Here is a 14741-nt window from a genome sequence, read left to right as displayed (position 1 = left end):
GAACGGTCGTGCACTCCGAAATGCTCGGCTCCGACAGTTACATCTATCTCGATATCGGCGCCGCAGAACCGGTCATCGTTCGGGAAGGCGGCACCTCGCATCACCGGACGGGCGAGACGGTTGAGATCTCGCCGATCGGCGGCAACATCCATCGCTTCGATGCATCGGGGCAGGCCCTCGGCCGCGCGCCCATGAAAGGGGCTGCCTGACCAGGACCCGATCAAGCTGAAGACACCCAGGGCTTCGGGGTCGCCAATTCCCGGCGGCCCCATCTATCGTAAGACGACATGCCCGCAACGGGCGAACACGCAAGGAGAATGACCGTGTCTATCAGAACAGTCGTTTGGGGCGAGAATATTCACGAGCAGACCAACGAGATCGTCCGCAGCATCTACCCGAACGGGATGCACAACACGATCGCGGCGGCGCTCAACACCGAAGGCGCGATCGAGGCGACGACGGCGACGCTGCAGGAGCCGGAGCACGGGCTTAGCGTCGAGCGCCTGGCCAATACCGACGTGCTTCTCTGGTGGGGCCACAAGGACCACGGCGCCGTCAGCGACGAGATCGTCGAGCGCGTCGCCAAGCGCGTGTGGGAAGGCATGGGCCTGATCGTGCTCCACTCCGGCCACTTTTCGAAGATCTTCAAACGGCTGATGGGCACGCCCTGCGCGCTGAAGTGGCGCGAGGCCGGTGAACGCGAGCGCGTCTGGGCGATCAATCCCCGCCACCCGATCGCCGAAGGGCTGGACGAGAACTTCGTGCTTGAAAACGAAGAAATGTATGGCGAGCAGTTCTCCGTGCCGGAGCCGCTCGAAACTGTGTTCATCTCGTGGTTTGCCGGTGGCGAAGTGTTCCGCTCGGGGCTGACCTGGCGCCGCGGCGCCGGCAACATCTTCTATTTCCGTCCAGGCCACGAGACCTACCCGACCTATCACGACGCCAATGTCCAGAAGGTACTGCGCAATTCGGTAAAGTGGGCCTACAACGCCGACAACCGCTACACGGCGATCCATGATGCGCCGAACGTGCCGGTGGAGAAGGCATTGGAGCCGATCGTCGAGCGTGGGCCGCGGCTGCATCAGGCCGGCGAAGCAGGATACAGGTGAGCATCATGCGTCTTCTCATCGTAGGAACCGGCGGCATGGCAAACAGCCATGCCCAGGCCTTTGCCAAGATCGAAGGCGTCGAGATGGTCGGCGCGGTCGATATCGATCCCAAACGCGCCGAGGCTTTTGCCGAGAAACACGGCATTGCCGAGACCTTCACCTCGCTCGACGAGGCGATCGCCTGGGGCAAGTTCGATGCGGCGACGAACGTGACGCCGGACAAGGCGCACCACCCGACGACGCTGGCACTCATTGCTGCGGGCAAGCACGTCCTGTGCGAGAAGCCTCTGGCGGAGAATTACGCCAAGGCGGCGGAGATGGCCGAAGCCGCCGAGCGCTCCGGCCTGGTGACGATGGTCAACCTCACCTACCGCAATGTCGCGCCGCTGCAGAAGGCGCGGGCGATGGTGCTCGCCGGGGAGGTCGGCAAGCTGCGCCACCTCGAGGCGTCCTATTTGCAGAGCTGGCTCGTTTCCAAGGCCTGGGGCGACTGGGCGACGGAATCGCAATGGCTGTGGCGGCTTTCGACCAAGCACGGCTCGAACGGCGTGCTTGGCGATGTCGGCATCCATGTCCTCGATTTCGCTGGATACGGCGCCGGCACCGCCGCTGCCCGGATCTTCGCGCGGCTGAAGACCTTCGACAAGGCGCCTGGTAACCGCATCGGCGAGTATGATCTCGACGCCAATGACAGCTTTGTCATGACGGCCGAGTTCGGCAACGGCGCCATGGGCGTCATTCATGCCAGCCGTTGGGCGACCGGGCATCTGAACGAACTCAGGCTCAGACTGCACGGGGACAAGGGTGCGCTCGAAGTGGTGCACACGCCGGACGGCTCGACGCTGCGCGCCTGCCTCGGCGCTGACGTCGAAACTGCAACATGGCGTGACGTCGATGCGGGCACGGTTCCCACCAACTACCAGCGCTTCGTGGCGGCCGTTCGCGAGGGCAGGACCGAGGATCCGGGCTTCCGCCATGCGGCAAACCTGCAGAAGGTGCTTGACCTTGCGATGGAGACGGAAGCCGGACGGCGCGAACTCGCAGTCTGAGGCTTTGCCGGGCGGGAGTCATTGTCACCCGCCTCCTGTCCGGGTTCGAATTTTCACCTTCCGAGAACCCATTCGGCGATCCGTGTTACGCAGCACGGATCGCCGAATGCGGTACAGCGCCCTGCGTTTTCTAGGGAACGCTGGGGCGAATGTAACACCTTGACTGCCGCATTGCCCTTCGTCGATTTTGATCTCAGGGCTTATGCAGCAGGGTCCGCTTCAGGGTGTTACCGTTGCGCCGACGGTGTTTTCCACCGACTGGCCGAGACGCCGCACCTGCTCGTTGTAATTCTTGCGGGTGTTGGGGTCGAAGATCATGATCGGCGCCGAGACTGCGAGGCTCGCCGCGCTGCCGACGGTCTGAGTGGCGCCGAGCGTCACGGCACCGATGCGTTCGCCGAGCCCGACATCGGAATCGGTCACGGTCTGGCCCGCGATCAGGCGGTTGCCGAGCAGGCGTACGACTTCCGGGCTTTCGGCGAACTTGCCGTGGTTCAATTTGTCGCCGCCCTTCAGCGCCGTCAGGTCGAGAACGGTGATGCCGGCCTGTTCCAGTTGCGTGCGATAGGGCTCGACCGTCGGGTCGATCTGGCCGAGGCGGTCGATGTTGCCGGAGATGCGTCGTGACAGGTTGAGCGCCCGGTCATCGCGAGAAACGAACAGGGTGAACTTCGGCCGCTTGTCGCCCATCGCGCGGATCTGCTTGCCGAAGACGTCGACGTCGAGATCGGGCGAGGCGAGGATCACGTCGGTGATCTTCGGCGCGACGCGGCCGTTGCGGATCGCCATTTGCCGCAGCGCCTCGATTGTCAGCCACGAGCCCATGGAATGGGCCATAACGGTGATTTCGCCGACCTTCGGATCCTTGGACGCGCGCTGCAGCAGGTCTTCGAGGGAATCGCGCGAGAAGTTCGTGCTTTCCTTGTCGTAGTTGTAGCCGAAGACGCTGGCGCGGGAGGGCCAGGTGAAGATGACCGGCGCAACGTCCGCCTTGGAATCGTGCACGATCTGGGCAAAGCGATAGACTGCGTCCTCGTAGCGGTTGTTGAAGCCGTGAACGAAGATCAGCACGCGGCGGCTCTGGGGCAGGTGCGCCTTCAGCCAGTTCTGTGCGTCGTTGCCCTGGTGCAGCGGCGTGACGCTGACGGTAGAGAAATCACGTTCCGGATTGGCCGGAAGCTTCTTCGGCCACTGCACTTGCCCGACTTCGCGGTTCTTTTCCGGCGGGATCGAAACGACGATTTCCGTCAGCGACAGTTCGTCGGACCGTTCGCCACTGAAGAGGACGCCGGGTTCGGCCGAAGGAGCACGGGTGGTGGCGACCATCAGGTCGACCTTGGAGGCGCCGCCCGTCGTTCCCGAGGGGACCAGCACGCCGACGGGGCGGCCGGCGCAGGCTGCAAGGGTCACCGCAAGCAGAAGCGTCGCGGCGATGCGGCCCCAATGCCCCTTCGGGCCTGCGAGAGAGAACGAAGGCAGCAACCAAACCCCCAATGCCGCATCATGCGGCGCGACAGCTCGACCATCCGAACCGAGCCATCTCATTGCATTAGAAATCGCAGCTTTTCACCCCTCGGCAGACCTTCGAGGGCTCGGCGTGCCGTCTTTGCCGGCGGGCCTGCGACAATCATGCAACATTTCGCTACAGCACGGCCTGGGTAAAACCCCTTGATATTCATTGAAAAGGCTTTGGCCTTTCACTAGCATCGCACAACCTTTCCGTGGACGCGGCCCTTAAATGCCCCGTTCGATCTCCCTGAAATGATGAAGGAATTCAGGAATGCAGGCGGTTTTCGATGGCCACAACGACGTGCTTCTGCGTTTGTGGCAGAATGCGCGAAAGGGTGCTGACCCGGTCCGCGAATTCGTCGACGGTATCGGCGAGGGCCATATCGACGCGCCACGCGCCAAGGCGGGCGGCCTCATCGGCGGAATTTCGGCGATCTACGTGCCTTCGGGCGATCTGGTGCTGCAGCCGCCGGGTGAAGACGGCCATTACGAAACGCCGCTCTCCGCGCCCCTCGAACATCTGCCGTCGCTGGCGATCGCCATGGAGCTCGCCGACATCGCCGTTCGTCTTGATCGGGCAGGGGCGTGGAAGCTCTGCCGCTCGACCGATGAAATCCGCGGTGCGGTTGAGGCCGGCGTCTTTGCGTCCGTCCTGCATATGGAGGGCTGTGAGGCGATTGGTGCTGATCTTTCTGCGCTCGAAACCTTCTATGCCGCGGGCCTGCGCTCGCTTGGACCGGTCTGGAGCCGCCACAACGTCTTCGGTCACGGTGTGCCGTTCTCCTATCCGAAGTCGCCGGACACGGCGCCGGGGCTGACGGAGGCGGGTTTCGAACTGGTGCGCGCCTGCAACCGCCTGGGCATTCTGATCGACCTCGCCCACATCACCGAAAAGGGGTTCTGGGACGTCGCGAAAACCACGGATCAGCCGCTCGTCGCGAGCCATTCGAACGCGCACGCGCTGACGCCGGTTGCCCGCAATCTGACCGATAGGCAACTCGATGCCGTCCGGGAAAGCAAGGGTCTCGTCGGGCTCAATTATGCGACGACGATGCTGCGCGCCGATGGCCAGGAGAATGCTGCAACACCGCTTTCCGATATGGTTCGCCATGTCGACTATCTCGTCGAGCGCATGGGCATCGAGTGCGTGGCGCTCGGATCGGACTTCGACGGGGCGACGATCCCTGAAGCGATCGCCGACGCGGCCGGGAACCAGGCGCTCGTTGCGGCGCTCAGAGGGGCCGGATATGGTGACGCCGAACTGGCAAAGATATGCCGGGAAAACTGGTGGAGAGTTCTGGGGCAGGCTTGGCACGAGGCCGCCTGAACCCATGAAGAAGGGGCCCAAAAGGGCGCAAACGAGGGAACTGCAAAAATGATGCACAAGCTCAATGGACGTCTTCGTCTTCTGACCGCTTCGGCGGCGCTGGCCATGGTGATGGCTGCGACCGCACCGGCCTTTGCCGAAACGCCGAAGGACACGCTGGTCGAAGCCTTTGCGATCGACGACGTCATTTCCATGGATCCGGGCGAAGCCTTCGAGCTGACCGCTGCCGAAGTGACCGGCAACACCTACAGCATGCTGGTACGCCTTGACATCAACGACACCTCCAAGGTCGTCGGCGACCTCGCCGACAACTGGACCGTGTCTGACGATGGCCTGACCTACACCTTCAAGCTGAAGTCCGGCCTGAAGTTTGCTTCGGGCAATCCGGTGACCGCCGAGGACGTCGCCTGGTCGTTCGAGCGCGCCGTGAAGCTCGACAAGAGCCCGGCCTTCATCCTCACCCAGTTCGGCCTCACCGGCGACAACGTGACGGAAAAGGCCAAGGCTGCGGACGAACAGACCTTCGTCTTCACCGTCGACCAGCCCTATGCGCCGAGCTTCGTGCTCAACTGCCTGACGGCGACTGTTGCTGCCGTGCTCGACAAGAAGCTGGTGCTCGACAACGTCAAGCCGGTGACGCCGACGGACGACTACAAGTATGACAACGATTTCGGCAACGAATGGCTGAAGACCGGTTATGCCGGCTCGGGTCCGTTCAAGCTGCGCGAATGGCGCGCCAACGAAGTCATCGTGCTTGAGCGCAACGACAACTACTACGGCGAACAGGCAAAGCTCGCCCGCGTCATCTATCGCCACATGAAGGAAAGCTCCGGCCAGCGCCTGGCGCTTGAAGCCGGCGATATCGACGTTGCCCGCAACCTCGAGCCGGGCGATCTTGACGCCGTCACCAAGAACGCGGATCTGGCAGCCACCAGCGCGCCCAAGGGCACGGTCTACTACATCAGCCTCAACCAGAAGAACGCGAACCTCGCAAAACCTGAAGTGCGCGAAGCCTTCAAGTATCTGGTCGACTACGATGCGCTCGGCTCGACGATCATCAAGGGCATCGGCGAAATCCACCAGAGCTTCCTGCCGAAGGGCGTTCTGGGTGCACTCGACGAGAACCCCTACAAGCTCGACGTCGCCAAGGCGAAGGAACTGCTCGCCAAGGCTGGTCTCGCTGACGGCTTCACCGTGACCATGGACGTTCGCAATGGCCAGCCTGTCACCGGCATTGCCGAATCCTTCCAGCAGACCCTCGGTCAGGCCGGCGTGAAGCTCGAGATCATCCCGGGTGACGGCAAACAGACGCTGACGAAGTATCGTGCCCGTAACCACGACATGTATATCGGTCAGTGGGGCATGGACTATTTCGACCCGAACTCGAACGCCGAAACCTTCACCAGCAACCCCGACAATTCCGACGAAGGCAAGAACAAGACCCTTGCCTGGCGCAATGCCTGGGACGTTCCGGAGCTGACGAAGAAGACCAAGGACGCCCTGCTCGAGCGCGACAGCGCCAAGCGTGCCGAGACCTACAAGGAACTGCAGAAGACGGTGCTTGGCGAAAGCCCGTTCGTCATCATCTTCCAGCAGACCGAAGTCGCCGGCTACCGCGGCAACGTCAAGGGCCTGAAGCTCGGTCCGAGCTTCGACACCAACTTCGTCGCCGGCATTACCAAAGAATAAGCCGTCTCGAAGGAATAAACCGAAAGGATCGTTCCCTTGAGCATGAGCGGAACAGGGACCGTGGACGGGCGCAAACGCGCCCGTCCCGGCAAGATCGCGGCAGCAGTGCTGCGTTTTTTCGTCGTCGTCGTGACGACCTATCTCGGCCTGCTGGCCGTCACCTTCTTCATCGGACGGATAATCCCGATCGACCCGGTTCTGGCCGTCCTCGGCGACCGGGCGCCCACGCATGTCGTCGAAAGGACGCGCGAGGCGATGGGGCTGAACCTGCCCCTCTATCAACAATTCTTCATCTATGTCCGCCAGGCGCTGACCGGTGATTTCGGCGTTTCGGTACTGACGACCAATCCCGTCATGACCGACATCCGCCGCGTCTTCCCGGCGACCATGGAGCTTGCGACGCTCGGCACTCTGATCGGCGCCGTTTTCGGCGTTCCGCTCGGTGTGCTTGCCGCCGTCAAGCGCGGCAGCATCGCCGACCAGATCGTGCGCGTCATCGGCCTTGTCGGCTATTCCGTGCCGATCTTCTGGCTGGCGCTCCTGTCGCTGCTGGTGTTCTACGCGCGGCTGAAGTGGGTCGCCTATCCGGGCCGTATCGATATCGTGTTCGAATACACGTTCACGCCGATCACGGGCTTCTACCTGTTCGACGCGCTCTGGCAGCGGCAGTGGGACGTGCTCTGGGACGTGTTCCGCCACATCATCCTGCCGGCCTCGCTGCTCGGCTATTTCTCGCTCGCCTATATCAGTCGCATGACGCGCAGCTTCATGCTTAACGAGTTGCAGCAGGAATACATCGTGGCGGCGCGCGCCAAGGGATTGTCCGAGACGCGTATCATCTGGGGGCATGCGCTGCGCAATGCGGCGGTGCCGCTCGTGACGGTCATCGCGCTTTCCTATGCCGGTCTGCTCGAAGGTTCGGTGCTGACCGAAACCGTCTTCGCCTGGCCGGGCCTTGGCCTCTACATCACCAATTCGCTGCAGAATGCCGACATGAACGCCGTCCTTGGTGGCACCATCGTCATCGGTTCGGTCTTCATCGGCATCAATCTCCTGTCCGACCTGCTTTACCGGACGCTCGACCCGAGGACGCGCCAGCGATGAGCACCATTACCGAAACACGTGCGATGACACGCCGCGAATGGCTGCTGTCCGATCGCCCGCAGTCGCGCACCCAAGCCCGCCTCGGCCGCGCCTACATGACCTGGCAGCGCTTTGCTGCCAACAAACTGGCCGTGCTCGGCCTCATCATCCTGCTGGCGCTGGTCTTCATTGCAGCCTTCGCCGATGTCCTGGCGCCGCATTCGCCCTATATCGGCGACCTCGCCAATGCGCGGCTGATGCCGCCAGGAAGCCCAGGCTATCTGCTGGGCACGGACGATCTCGGCCGCGACATCCTCTCGCGGCTGATCCATGGTTCGCGGCTGACGCTCGCCGTGGTCCTTCTCGTCGCGGTCATCGCCGCGCCGATCGGGCTGATCGTCGGTGCGGTCGCCGGCTATGCCGGCGGCTGGGTCGATGCGGTGCTGATGCGCATCACCGACATCTTCCTGGCCTTCCCGAAACTGGTTCTGGCGCTCGCCTTCGTCGCAGCGCTCGGGCCGGGCATCGAGAACGCCGTCATCGCGATTGCCATCACCTCATGGCCACCCTATGCGCGTATTGCCCGCGCAGAAACGCTGACGGTGCGCAATTCCGATTACATCGCCGCGGTGCAACTGATGGGCGCGTCGCCGATCCGCATCGTCTTCCGCCATGTGATGCCGATGTGCATGTCGTCGCTGATCGTGCGGGTCACGCTCGACATGGCTGGTATCATCCTGACCGCCGCCGGCCTCGGCTTCCTCGGCCTCGGCGCGCAGCCGCCGTTGCCGGAATGGGGTGCGATGATCGCTTCCGGTCGCCGTTTCATTCTCGACCAGTGGTGGGTGGCAACGATGCCGGGCATCGCGATCCTGATCGTCAGCCTCGGTTTCAACCTGCTCGGCGACGGCCTGCGCGATGCGCTTGACCCGCGGGAGAGCGGCCAATGAGTGCGCTTCTGACCGTTGAAGACCTCAAGGTCTCGTTCCCGACCCGCACCGGCCTCGTCGAGGCTGTGCGCGGTGTCTCCTTCACGCTCGGCCGCGAGCGCCTCGGCATCGTCGGCGAAAGCGGCTCCGGCAAGTCGCAGACCGGCCGGGCGATCATGGGGCTGACGCCGGGTCACGCGCAGGTGACGGCAAAGCAATTGAACTTTGACGGCATCGACCTGCTCGCAGCATCGCCGAAGGTCCGCAGGGATCTCAGGGGCAAGCGGATCGCGATGATCCTGCAGGATCCGAAGTATTCGCTGAACCCGGTGATGAGCATCGGCCGGCAGATCGTCGAGACCCTGCGGCAGCATGAGAGCGTCAGCCGTGGCGAAGCCCGGGAACGGGCGCTCGACATGCTGGCGGCGGTGCAGATCCGTGATCCGAAGCGCGTCTACGACCTCTACCCGCACGAAGTGTCGGGCGGCATGGGGCAGCGCGCGATGATCGCGATGATGCTGGTTGCCGGCCCGGAACTGCTGATCGCCGACGAGCCGACCTCGGCGCTCGACGTGACGGTGCAGCTCGAAGTGCTCGGTATCCTCGACAAGCTCGTCGCCGACCGTGGCATGGGCCTGATCTTCGTTTCGCACGATCTGCGCCTGGTCTCGTCCTTCTGCGACCGGGTGATCGTCATGTATGCCGGTCGGATCGTCGAGGAACTGGCGGCGTCCGAGCTCGCCAACGCCAAGCATCCCTATACGCAAGGACTTCTGAACTGCATGCCGGCGATCGGCTCCGATCGTCATCCCCTGCCGGTTCTCGACCGCAAGCCGGAGTGGGCTCAATGACATCTGCCGTTTCCGTTTCGAACCTTTCCGTCACCTACGACGAGTTCAAGGCGTTGAACGACGTCAGCGTCGAGATTGCGCCGGGCGAATCCTTCGGGCTCGTCGGCGAATCCGGGTCGGGCAAATCGACCTTGCTGCGGGCGATTGCCGGCCTTGCGCCGGTCACGGGCGGCACCATTCGGGTTCACGATCGGGTGCTGCAGGGGGCTAAGCGCGACAAGGCCTTCTACCGCGCCGTGCAGATGGTGTTTCAGGATCCCTACGGCTCGCTGCATCCGCGCCAGACGATCGACCGGCAATTGCTGGAGCCGCTGGCGATCCACGGTGTGGCCGACGGCGAGCGCCGTATTCTGAAGGCGCTTGATGAGGTCGGTCTTGGGTCCGGCTTCCGCTTCCGTTATCCGCACCAGCTTTCGGGAGGCCAGCGCCAGCGCGTCGCGATCGCTCGTGCGCTGATCCTCGAACCCTCGATCCTGCTGCTCGACGAGCCGACCTCGGCACTCGACGCCTCGGTCCAGGCCGAAGTCCTGAACCTCCTGGAACAGGTCCGTCGTGACCACAAGCTCACCTTCATCATGGTCAGCCACGACCTCGGCGTCGTCACCCATATGTGCGACCGGCTGGCGGTCATGCAGGGCGGGCGTGTGGTCGAGCGCTTGTCTTCGGTGGACCTCGTCGCCGGGCGAATCGGCGAGGACTATACGCGTAGCCTGATGGCCGCTAGCAAGGGCTTCCAGCGCAAGGACGCCGTCGCAACCGCGTGACGACGGTATCGATAGAAGCGGGACCATGGTCCCGCTTCTATTCTCCGACTGGAATGCGCCTGGGCGACAGCCGCTCCGTTAGGCGCTTTGTCGCCAGATTGAGGTGGAGTTGGTGATCACCTTCTGGATTCGCCGCTGCTCACGCCATTCCCGCCCCATGTCCTTGATGACCGGGCGCGCCTCGGGCGAGAAGATGTAGTTGCGGGAACGCCCGACATAGGATTCCATCGCCGGGTTCACGCCCGAATAAAACTGCTTCTCCGGGTCTCGTGAGAGATCCATCAGGCCGGCGCAGTGCCGCGCAAACCCGCCGCGCAGGATGGACGGAGACGTCGTAAACTTCGGGAAGGTGCGAAACAGCGGGATCTTGATCCCGAGGAAGCGCGCATACTCGTTTCGCTGATGAAAATGGCCTTTGCGCCCGATATCCCAATTCTGGTCCGCCGTATGGAACGACACCTGGGTGATCGCCGGATCGGCGAAGGGCGCCAGCAATACCTCGCCGATGTCCCTCAAGGCAATCCAGTCGTCTTCGAGGTGAAAGACGTACTCGGCGCTGGTCGCCGACCACAGTCTCGCGACGGCCGCGCAGAAGCCGGTGCTCTCCGGTTGAAACACGACCCCCTCGGGGAAATAGCTGCGGAAGATATCGACACAGGCGCGATGATCCTCGATCGAGCCGAAGGCGGGATCAAGGTTGAGATAGGCTCCGCCGAGTTCAAGATTGCTGAAAATTCTCTCCCGGAAGCTCGTTAGCGTCTGGGCAAGCAAGTCTGGGCGCCGCGTGGCGACAATGCATAGGTCAAGGGTAGACACGGCACCTCCTTGGGTGCTTGTTTGCAACCGTCAATACCCACGCCGTTGCTGAGTGTGCCTTCGATTTTGCCTATTTTGAGGCAAGGCGTCTCAGGGCGATATTTTTTTGATTTTCGTTACTTAGGGAGAATGTGGGGCGGTAGAAGGCTGCGACATCCCTTTACCGCCCGGTCTTCTGATCAGAGGATCCGAGTTTCCGGAATTGCAACGACGAATTGCCCGCCCCAGGCGCGGATCGCCGCGTTGTCGGCGACGATTTCGTCCGTGAGATTCCAAGGCAGGATCACGAGATAGTCGGGTTTGGCGACCTGCAGGTGGGCTGGCGCGTGTACAGGAATGTGGGTGCCCGGCAGGAGCTTGCCCTGCTTCAGATCGTTGCGGTCGACGGCGAAGGCGATCTCGCCAGGCTTGACGCCGCAGACATTGAGGAAGGTATTTCCCTTCGCCGCGGCGCCGTAGGCGGCCACTGTCTTGCCTTCGGCCCTGGCACGGGCCAGGAACGCTTGAAACCCTTTGCAGACGGCGGCGATCCGGTCGTCGAAGGCGGCATAGGTCTCCATGCGCGTCAGGCCGGCAGCCGCCTCCTTCTCGCGCACGGCTGCGAGCGCCTCGGTCGTTTCGCGGGTACCGGAGGCAAGTTGAGCAAAAACGCGCAACGAGCCGCCATGGGTGCCGAGTTCCTCGACGTCGAAGACCTTCAGGCCGGAGCTCTCGAAGATGCGCTCGACGGCAGCCAGCGACAGATAGGAATAGTGTTCGTGGTAGATCGTATCGAACTGCACACCTTCGATGAGGCGCAGGAGGTGCGGAAACTCGAAGGTTGCCACACCATCGGGCTTCAGCAAAATGGCAAAACCGCCAACGAAATCCGCGATGTCGGGCACATGCGCCAGCACGTTGTTGGCGGCCGTCAGGTCGGCGCGGATGCCGCGATCGACGAGCGCCGTCGCAGTTTCCCGGCCGAAGAATGCCACCTCGGTCGGAACCTTGCGATCCTCGGCGATCCGCGCTGCATTGGCGGCGGGCTCGACGCCGAGCACCGGTACGCCCTTGGCGACGAAATACTGCAGCAGATAGCCGTCATTCGAGGCGATCTCGACAACCTGCGACGTGCTGTTCAGCCCGAAGCGCTCGGTCATGGTATCGGCGTAGCGGCGGGCGTGTTCCAGCCAGCTTGTCGAGAACGACGAGAGATAGGCGTAGCCGTCGGTGAAGATTTCGTCGGCCGGCACGGTCTCCGTCGTCTGGACCAGCAGGCATTCGGAGCAAACCATTGCCTTCAGCGGAAACGCGCGCTCGCGCGCCAGCGCTTCTTCGGTTGGCTCCAGAAACGAGTTGGACCAGGGCGTTGATCCCAAATCGGCAAAGACGGTCTCGAGGGGCGTCGAGCAGAAACGGCAGTTGTGGGGCATCGAAATCGTTAGCCTCTCATGAATGCGTCGATTTGGCCGAGCGTCAGGTCACGGGCAACGGCGCCACGGCGCCAGCCGTCATACCAGCGTGCGGTCCATTCGATCGCCTGGTCCTGGGAAAGACGGGAGGTCCAGGATAGTGTTTTCAGGGCAAGGGCGGGATCAAGGCCGAGGGCCTGCATCTCGCGCGGCTGGTCGTGCGCCGAGGTCTCGTGCCATTCCGTCGGCAGGCCCATGGCGGTCTGGATCGCACCAGCGACGTCGCGCACCGGGATCTGTCGTTCCGCGGGGGAGGGACCGAAGTTCAGCGCGGCCACCTCGGTCTCATCGCCGTGGAGGGCTTCGGCATAGACGAGGTAGCCATTGAGGCAGTCGAGCACGTGCTGCCAGGGACGGGTCGCCATCGGGCTGCGGATCGCGAGCGTTTCACCGGAGAGGGCCGCCCGGACGATGTCGGGCACCAGACGGTCGACGGAAAAGTCGCCGCCGCCGAGTACATTGCCGCCGCGCGCGGTTGCTATCCGGATGCCGCGCTCGCGCAGGAACGAATCCCGCCAGGTCGAGACGACCAGTTCGCAGGCGGCCTTGGAGCCGGAGTAAGGATCATGGCCGCCGAGCACGGCTTCTTCCGGAAAGTGCCGGCCGCTCTCGTCGTTGCGGTAGACCTTGTCGGTGGTCACGACGACGATCGCCTTCAGAGCGGGTGCCGTGCGGGCGGCCTCAAGCACCCGTACCGTTCCCATGACGTTGACGTCGAAGGTTTCGGCCGGTGTCCGGTAGCTTTCGCGCACCAGCGGCTGGGCGGCCATATGCAGGATGATTTCCGGGTCGAACTGCCGAATAGCCGTCGTGAGCCTGTCGCCGTCGCGGATATCAGCGAGATTTTCGTGTAGGAATCGTTCCGACCCGAGCAAAGCGTGCAAAGCCGGCTCGGCTGAAGGGGGCAAGGCATAGCCGGCAACCCGGGCACCCATCTCGGCCAGCCAGAGCCGCGCCCAGCTTCCCTTGAAGCCGGTGTGGCCCGTCAGAAGCACGCGCTTGCCGGCCCAGAAGGCAGGGTTGGCAAGCCGGCTCATGACCAGACTTTCCAGGGCGCGGACCCGTGTTGCCAGAGGTCTTCGAGCTGGTTCTTGTCGCGCAGCGTGTCCATCGGTCGCCAGAAGCCGTCATGCGGGAAGGCCATCAGCTGGCCATCGCGGGCGAGACCTTCAAGCGGCGTGGTCTCGAACGAAGTGTGGTCACCCTCGATGCGGTCGAGCACCGACCGGTTGAGGACGAAGAAGCCGCCATTGATGCGGTTGTTGTCGCCGGCGGGCTTCTCGATGAAGCTCTGAACCTGTCCATCGCTGACGGCGAGCGCGCCATAACGCCCGGGCGGAACCACACTGGTCACGGTTGCTTCGCGGCCGTGGCTGCGATGGAAATCGGTCAGGGCCTTGATGTCGACATCGGCGACGCCGTCACCATAGGTGAGGCAAAACGTGTCGCCCAGATGATCGGCAACGCGCTTCAGGCGCCCGCCGGTCATGGAGTCCGTGCCGGTGTCGACGAGTGTCACGCGCCAGGGCTCGGCCTTGTTGGAATGGAAGAGCGTCTCGCCGGTCGCCATGTCATAGGTGACGTCAGAAGAGTGCAGGATGTAGTTGGAGAAATACTCCTTGATCATGTAGCCGCGATAGCCAAGGCAGATCACGAAATCCGAAAACCCGTAGTGGCTGTAGATCTTCATGATGTGCCACAGAATCGGCCGCCCACCGATTTCGATCATCGGCTTGGGTCTCAGATGGCTCTCCTCCGAGATGCGCGTGCCGTAACCACCGGCAAGTATGACGACCTTCATGCTCTCTTCCCGCTGTCGCTAGATGCCCAATGCAAGGTAACCGGGCATTCGGATTGACAACATCGGCAGCTTCAACCAGAAGTCTATCGGTTCCAGGCACGGGCAGTTATGGCTGAGCATTGAAGCATTTCCCGATTCTGTGCAATCGCGATCAGTATATTCGCTGGGGGAAATATAGGCGCGTGCAGACAGCAGTATGGACAATACCGACACCGTGACGCAAGCTTCCGCGCCTCCTGTTTTTTCCGTTGTCATTCCGACGCGCAATCGTCCGGATATTCTGGTCGATGCCGTGGCAAGCGTGCTGGAGCAGACCTTCTCCGATCTCGAGCTCATCGTCTCGGACAACTCGCAGCCCGCTGA

General features: G+C 62.9%; 15 protein-coding genes. 10 read left to right on the top strand and 5 right to left on the bottom strand.

Features of this window, described 5'->3' with window-relative positions:
* From I8N66_RS12750 to I8N66_RS12740, 3 genes are all read left to right on the top strand, one after another.
* Window positions 1-209: TOBE domain-containing protein (locus tag I8N66_RS12750; RefSeq protein WP_291154155.1), on the top strand; the 209-nt coding region annotated here is incomplete at its 5' end.
* A 78-nt stretch (window positions 210-287) separates the two neighbouring features.
* Window positions 288-1109 carry a ThuA domain-containing protein gene (locus I8N66_RS12745; RefSeq protein WP_291154153.1) on the top strand — a complete coding sequence of 274 codons (822 nt, stop codon included), beginning with the start codon at window positions 288-290 and terminating at the stop codon, window positions 1107-1109.
* 5 nt (window positions 1110-1114) lie between these two features.
* Window positions 1115-2158 (top strand): Gfo/Idh/MocA family oxidoreductase, encoded by a 1044-nt coding sequence (locus I8N66_RS12740; protein ID WP_291154151.1) that lies wholly within the window; start codon window positions 1115-1117, stop codon window positions 2156-2158.
* 219 nt (window positions 2159-2377) lie between these two features.
* On the opposite strand, the gene I8N66_RS12735 is transcribed toward I8N66_RS12740, so the two are convergent.
* The gene (locus I8N66_RS12735; protein ID WP_291154208.1) at window positions 2378-3637 is read right to left on the bottom strand and encodes an alpha/beta hydrolase; all 1260 of its coding nucleotides are present in this window, start codon (window positions 3635-3637) and stop codon (window positions 2378-2380) included.
* Between the two features lie 301 nt (window positions 3638-3938).
* On the opposite strand from I8N66_RS12735, the gene I8N66_RS12730 reads away from it, so the two are divergent.
* From I8N66_RS12730 to I8N66_RS12705, 6 genes are read left to right on the top strand one after another with little or no spacing between them, the layout of a single operon-like run.
* Window positions 3939-4994, top strand: coding sequence for a dipeptidase (locus I8N66_RS12730; protein WP_291154149.1), 1056 nt, complete (start codon window positions 3939-3941; stop codon window positions 4992-4994).
* Window positions 4995-5042: 48 nt separating this feature from the next.
* Window positions 5043-6683 carry an ABC transporter substrate-binding protein gene (locus I8N66_RS12725; RefSeq protein WP_291154147.1) on the top strand — a complete coding sequence of 547 codons (1641 nt, stop codon included), beginning with the start codon at window positions 5043-5045 and terminating at the stop codon, window positions 6681-6683.
* Window positions 6684-6725: 42 nt separating this feature from the next.
* Window positions 6726-7787 carry an ABC transporter permease gene (locus I8N66_RS12720; protein ID WP_113535601.1) on the top strand — a complete coding sequence of 354 codons (1062 nt, stop codon included), beginning with the start codon at window positions 6726-6728 and terminating at the stop codon, window positions 7785-7787.
* The gene (nikC, locus tag I8N66_RS12715; RefSeq protein ID WP_113535600.1) at window positions 7784-8716 is read left to right on the top strand and encodes a nickel transporter permease; all 933 of its coding nucleotides are present in this window, start codon (window positions 7784-7786) and stop codon (window positions 8714-8716) included. Before I8N66_RS12720 ends, nikC begins: the two co-directional genes overlap by 4 nt.
* Entirely contained in the window at window positions 8713-9546 is an 834-nt protein-coding gene (locus tag I8N66_RS12710; RefSeq protein ID WP_113535599.1) for an ABC transporter ATP-binding protein, read from the top strand. Before nikC ends, I8N66_RS12710 begins: the two co-directional genes overlap by 4 nt.
* Entirely contained in the window at window positions 9543-10310 is a 768-nt protein-coding gene (locus I8N66_RS12705) for an ABC transporter ATP-binding protein (protein ID WP_291154142.1), read from the top strand. Before I8N66_RS12710 ends, I8N66_RS12705 begins: the two co-directional genes overlap by 4 nt.
* 78 nt (window positions 10311-10388) lie before the next feature.
* Here the strand turns inward: I8N66_RS12705 and I8N66_RS12700 are convergent, their stop codons facing one another.
* The 4 genes from I8N66_RS12700 to rfbF all read right to left on the bottom strand — a co-directional run bounded on the left by I8N66_RS12700 (window position 10389) and on the right by rfbF (window position 14378).
* Window positions 10389-11126, bottom strand: coding sequence for a hypothetical protein (locus I8N66_RS12700; protein WP_291154140.1), 738 nt, complete (start codon window positions 11124-11126; stop codon window positions 10389-10391).
* Between the two features lie 179 nt (window positions 11127-11305).
* Entirely contained in the window at window positions 11306-12538 is a 1233-nt protein-coding gene (locus tag I8N66_RS12695) for a class I SAM-dependent methyltransferase (protein ID WP_291154138.1), read from the bottom strand.
* An 8-nt stretch (window positions 12539-12546) separates the two neighbouring features.
* Entirely contained in the window at window positions 12547-13614 is a 1068-nt protein-coding gene (gene rfbG / locus I8N66_RS12690; protein ID WP_291154136.1) for a CDP-glucose 4,6-dehydratase, read from the bottom strand.
* Window positions 13611-14378: a glucose-1-phosphate cytidylyltransferase gene (gene rfbF, locus I8N66_RS12685; RefSeq protein WP_113535594.1), complete on the bottom strand. Its 768-nt coding sequence runs from the start codon at window positions 14376-14378 to the stop codon at window positions 13611-13613. Before rfbF ends, rfbG begins: the two co-directional genes overlap by 4 nt.
* A 196-nt stretch (window positions 14379-14574) precedes the next feature.
* Between rfbF and I8N66_RS12680 the strand changes: the two genes are divergently transcribed.
* Window positions 14575-14741 (top strand): glycosyltransferase (locus tag I8N66_RS12680; RefSeq protein ID WP_291154206.1); only part of this gene is annotated, 167 nt, incomplete at its 3' end.

The organism is Ensifer sp. SSB1 (assembly GCF_016652895.1).
Lineage (GTDB): Bacteria > Pseudomonadota > Alphaproteobacteria > Rhizobiales > Rhizobiaceae > Ensifer.
Note: the sequence above shows the minus strand (reverse complement) of the source record. Positions and strands in the feature narration are given on the sequence as shown.

What these genes read in the sequence shown, in the direction of transcription:
- I8N66_RS12745 (WP_291154153.1), top strand. Translation starts at nt 288, where the DNA reads ATGCCCGCAACGGGCGAACACGCAAGGAGAATGACCGTGTCTATCAGA.
- I8N66_RS12740 (WP_291154151.1), top strand. Translation starts at nt 1,115, where the DNA reads ATGCGTCTTCTCATCGTAGGAACCGGCGGCATGGCAAACAGCCATGCC.
- I8N66_RS12730 (WP_291154149.1), top strand. Translation starts at nt 3,939, where the DNA reads ATGCAGGCGGTTTTCGATGGCCACAACGACGTGCTTCTGCGTTTGTGG.
- I8N66_RS12725 (WP_291154147.1), top strand. Translation starts at nt 5,043, where the DNA reads ATGATGCACAAGCTCAATGGACGTCTTCGTCTTCTGACCGCTTCGGCG.
- I8N66_RS12720 (WP_113535601.1), top strand. Translation starts at nt 6,726, where the DNA reads ATGAGCGGAACAGGGACCGTGGACGGGCGCAAACGCGCCCGTCCCGGC.
- nikC (WP_113535600.1), top strand. Translation starts at nt 7,784, where the DNA reads ATGAGCACCATTACCGAAACACGTGCGATGACACGCCGCGAATGGCTG.
- I8N66_RS12710 (WP_113535599.1), top strand. Translation starts at nt 8,713, where the DNA reads ATGAGTGCGCTTCTGACCGTTGAAGACCTCAAGGTCTCGTTCCCGACC.
- I8N66_RS12705 (WP_291154142.1), top strand. Translation starts at nt 9,543, where the DNA reads ATGACATCTGCCGTTTCCGTTTCGAACCTTTCCGTCACCTACGACGAG.
- I8N66_RS12695 (WP_291154138.1), bottom strand. Translation starts at nt 12,538, where the DNA reads ATGCCCCACAACTGCCGTTTCTGCTCGACGCCCCTCGAGACCGTCTTT.
- rfbG (WP_291154136.1), bottom strand. Translation starts at nt 13,614, where the DNA reads ATGAGCCGGCTTGCCAACCCTGCCTTCTGGGCCGGCAAGCGCGTGCTT.
- rfbF (WP_113535594.1), bottom strand. Translation starts at nt 14,378, where the DNA reads ATGAAGGTCGTCATACTTGCCGGTGGTTACGGCACGCGCATCTCGGAG.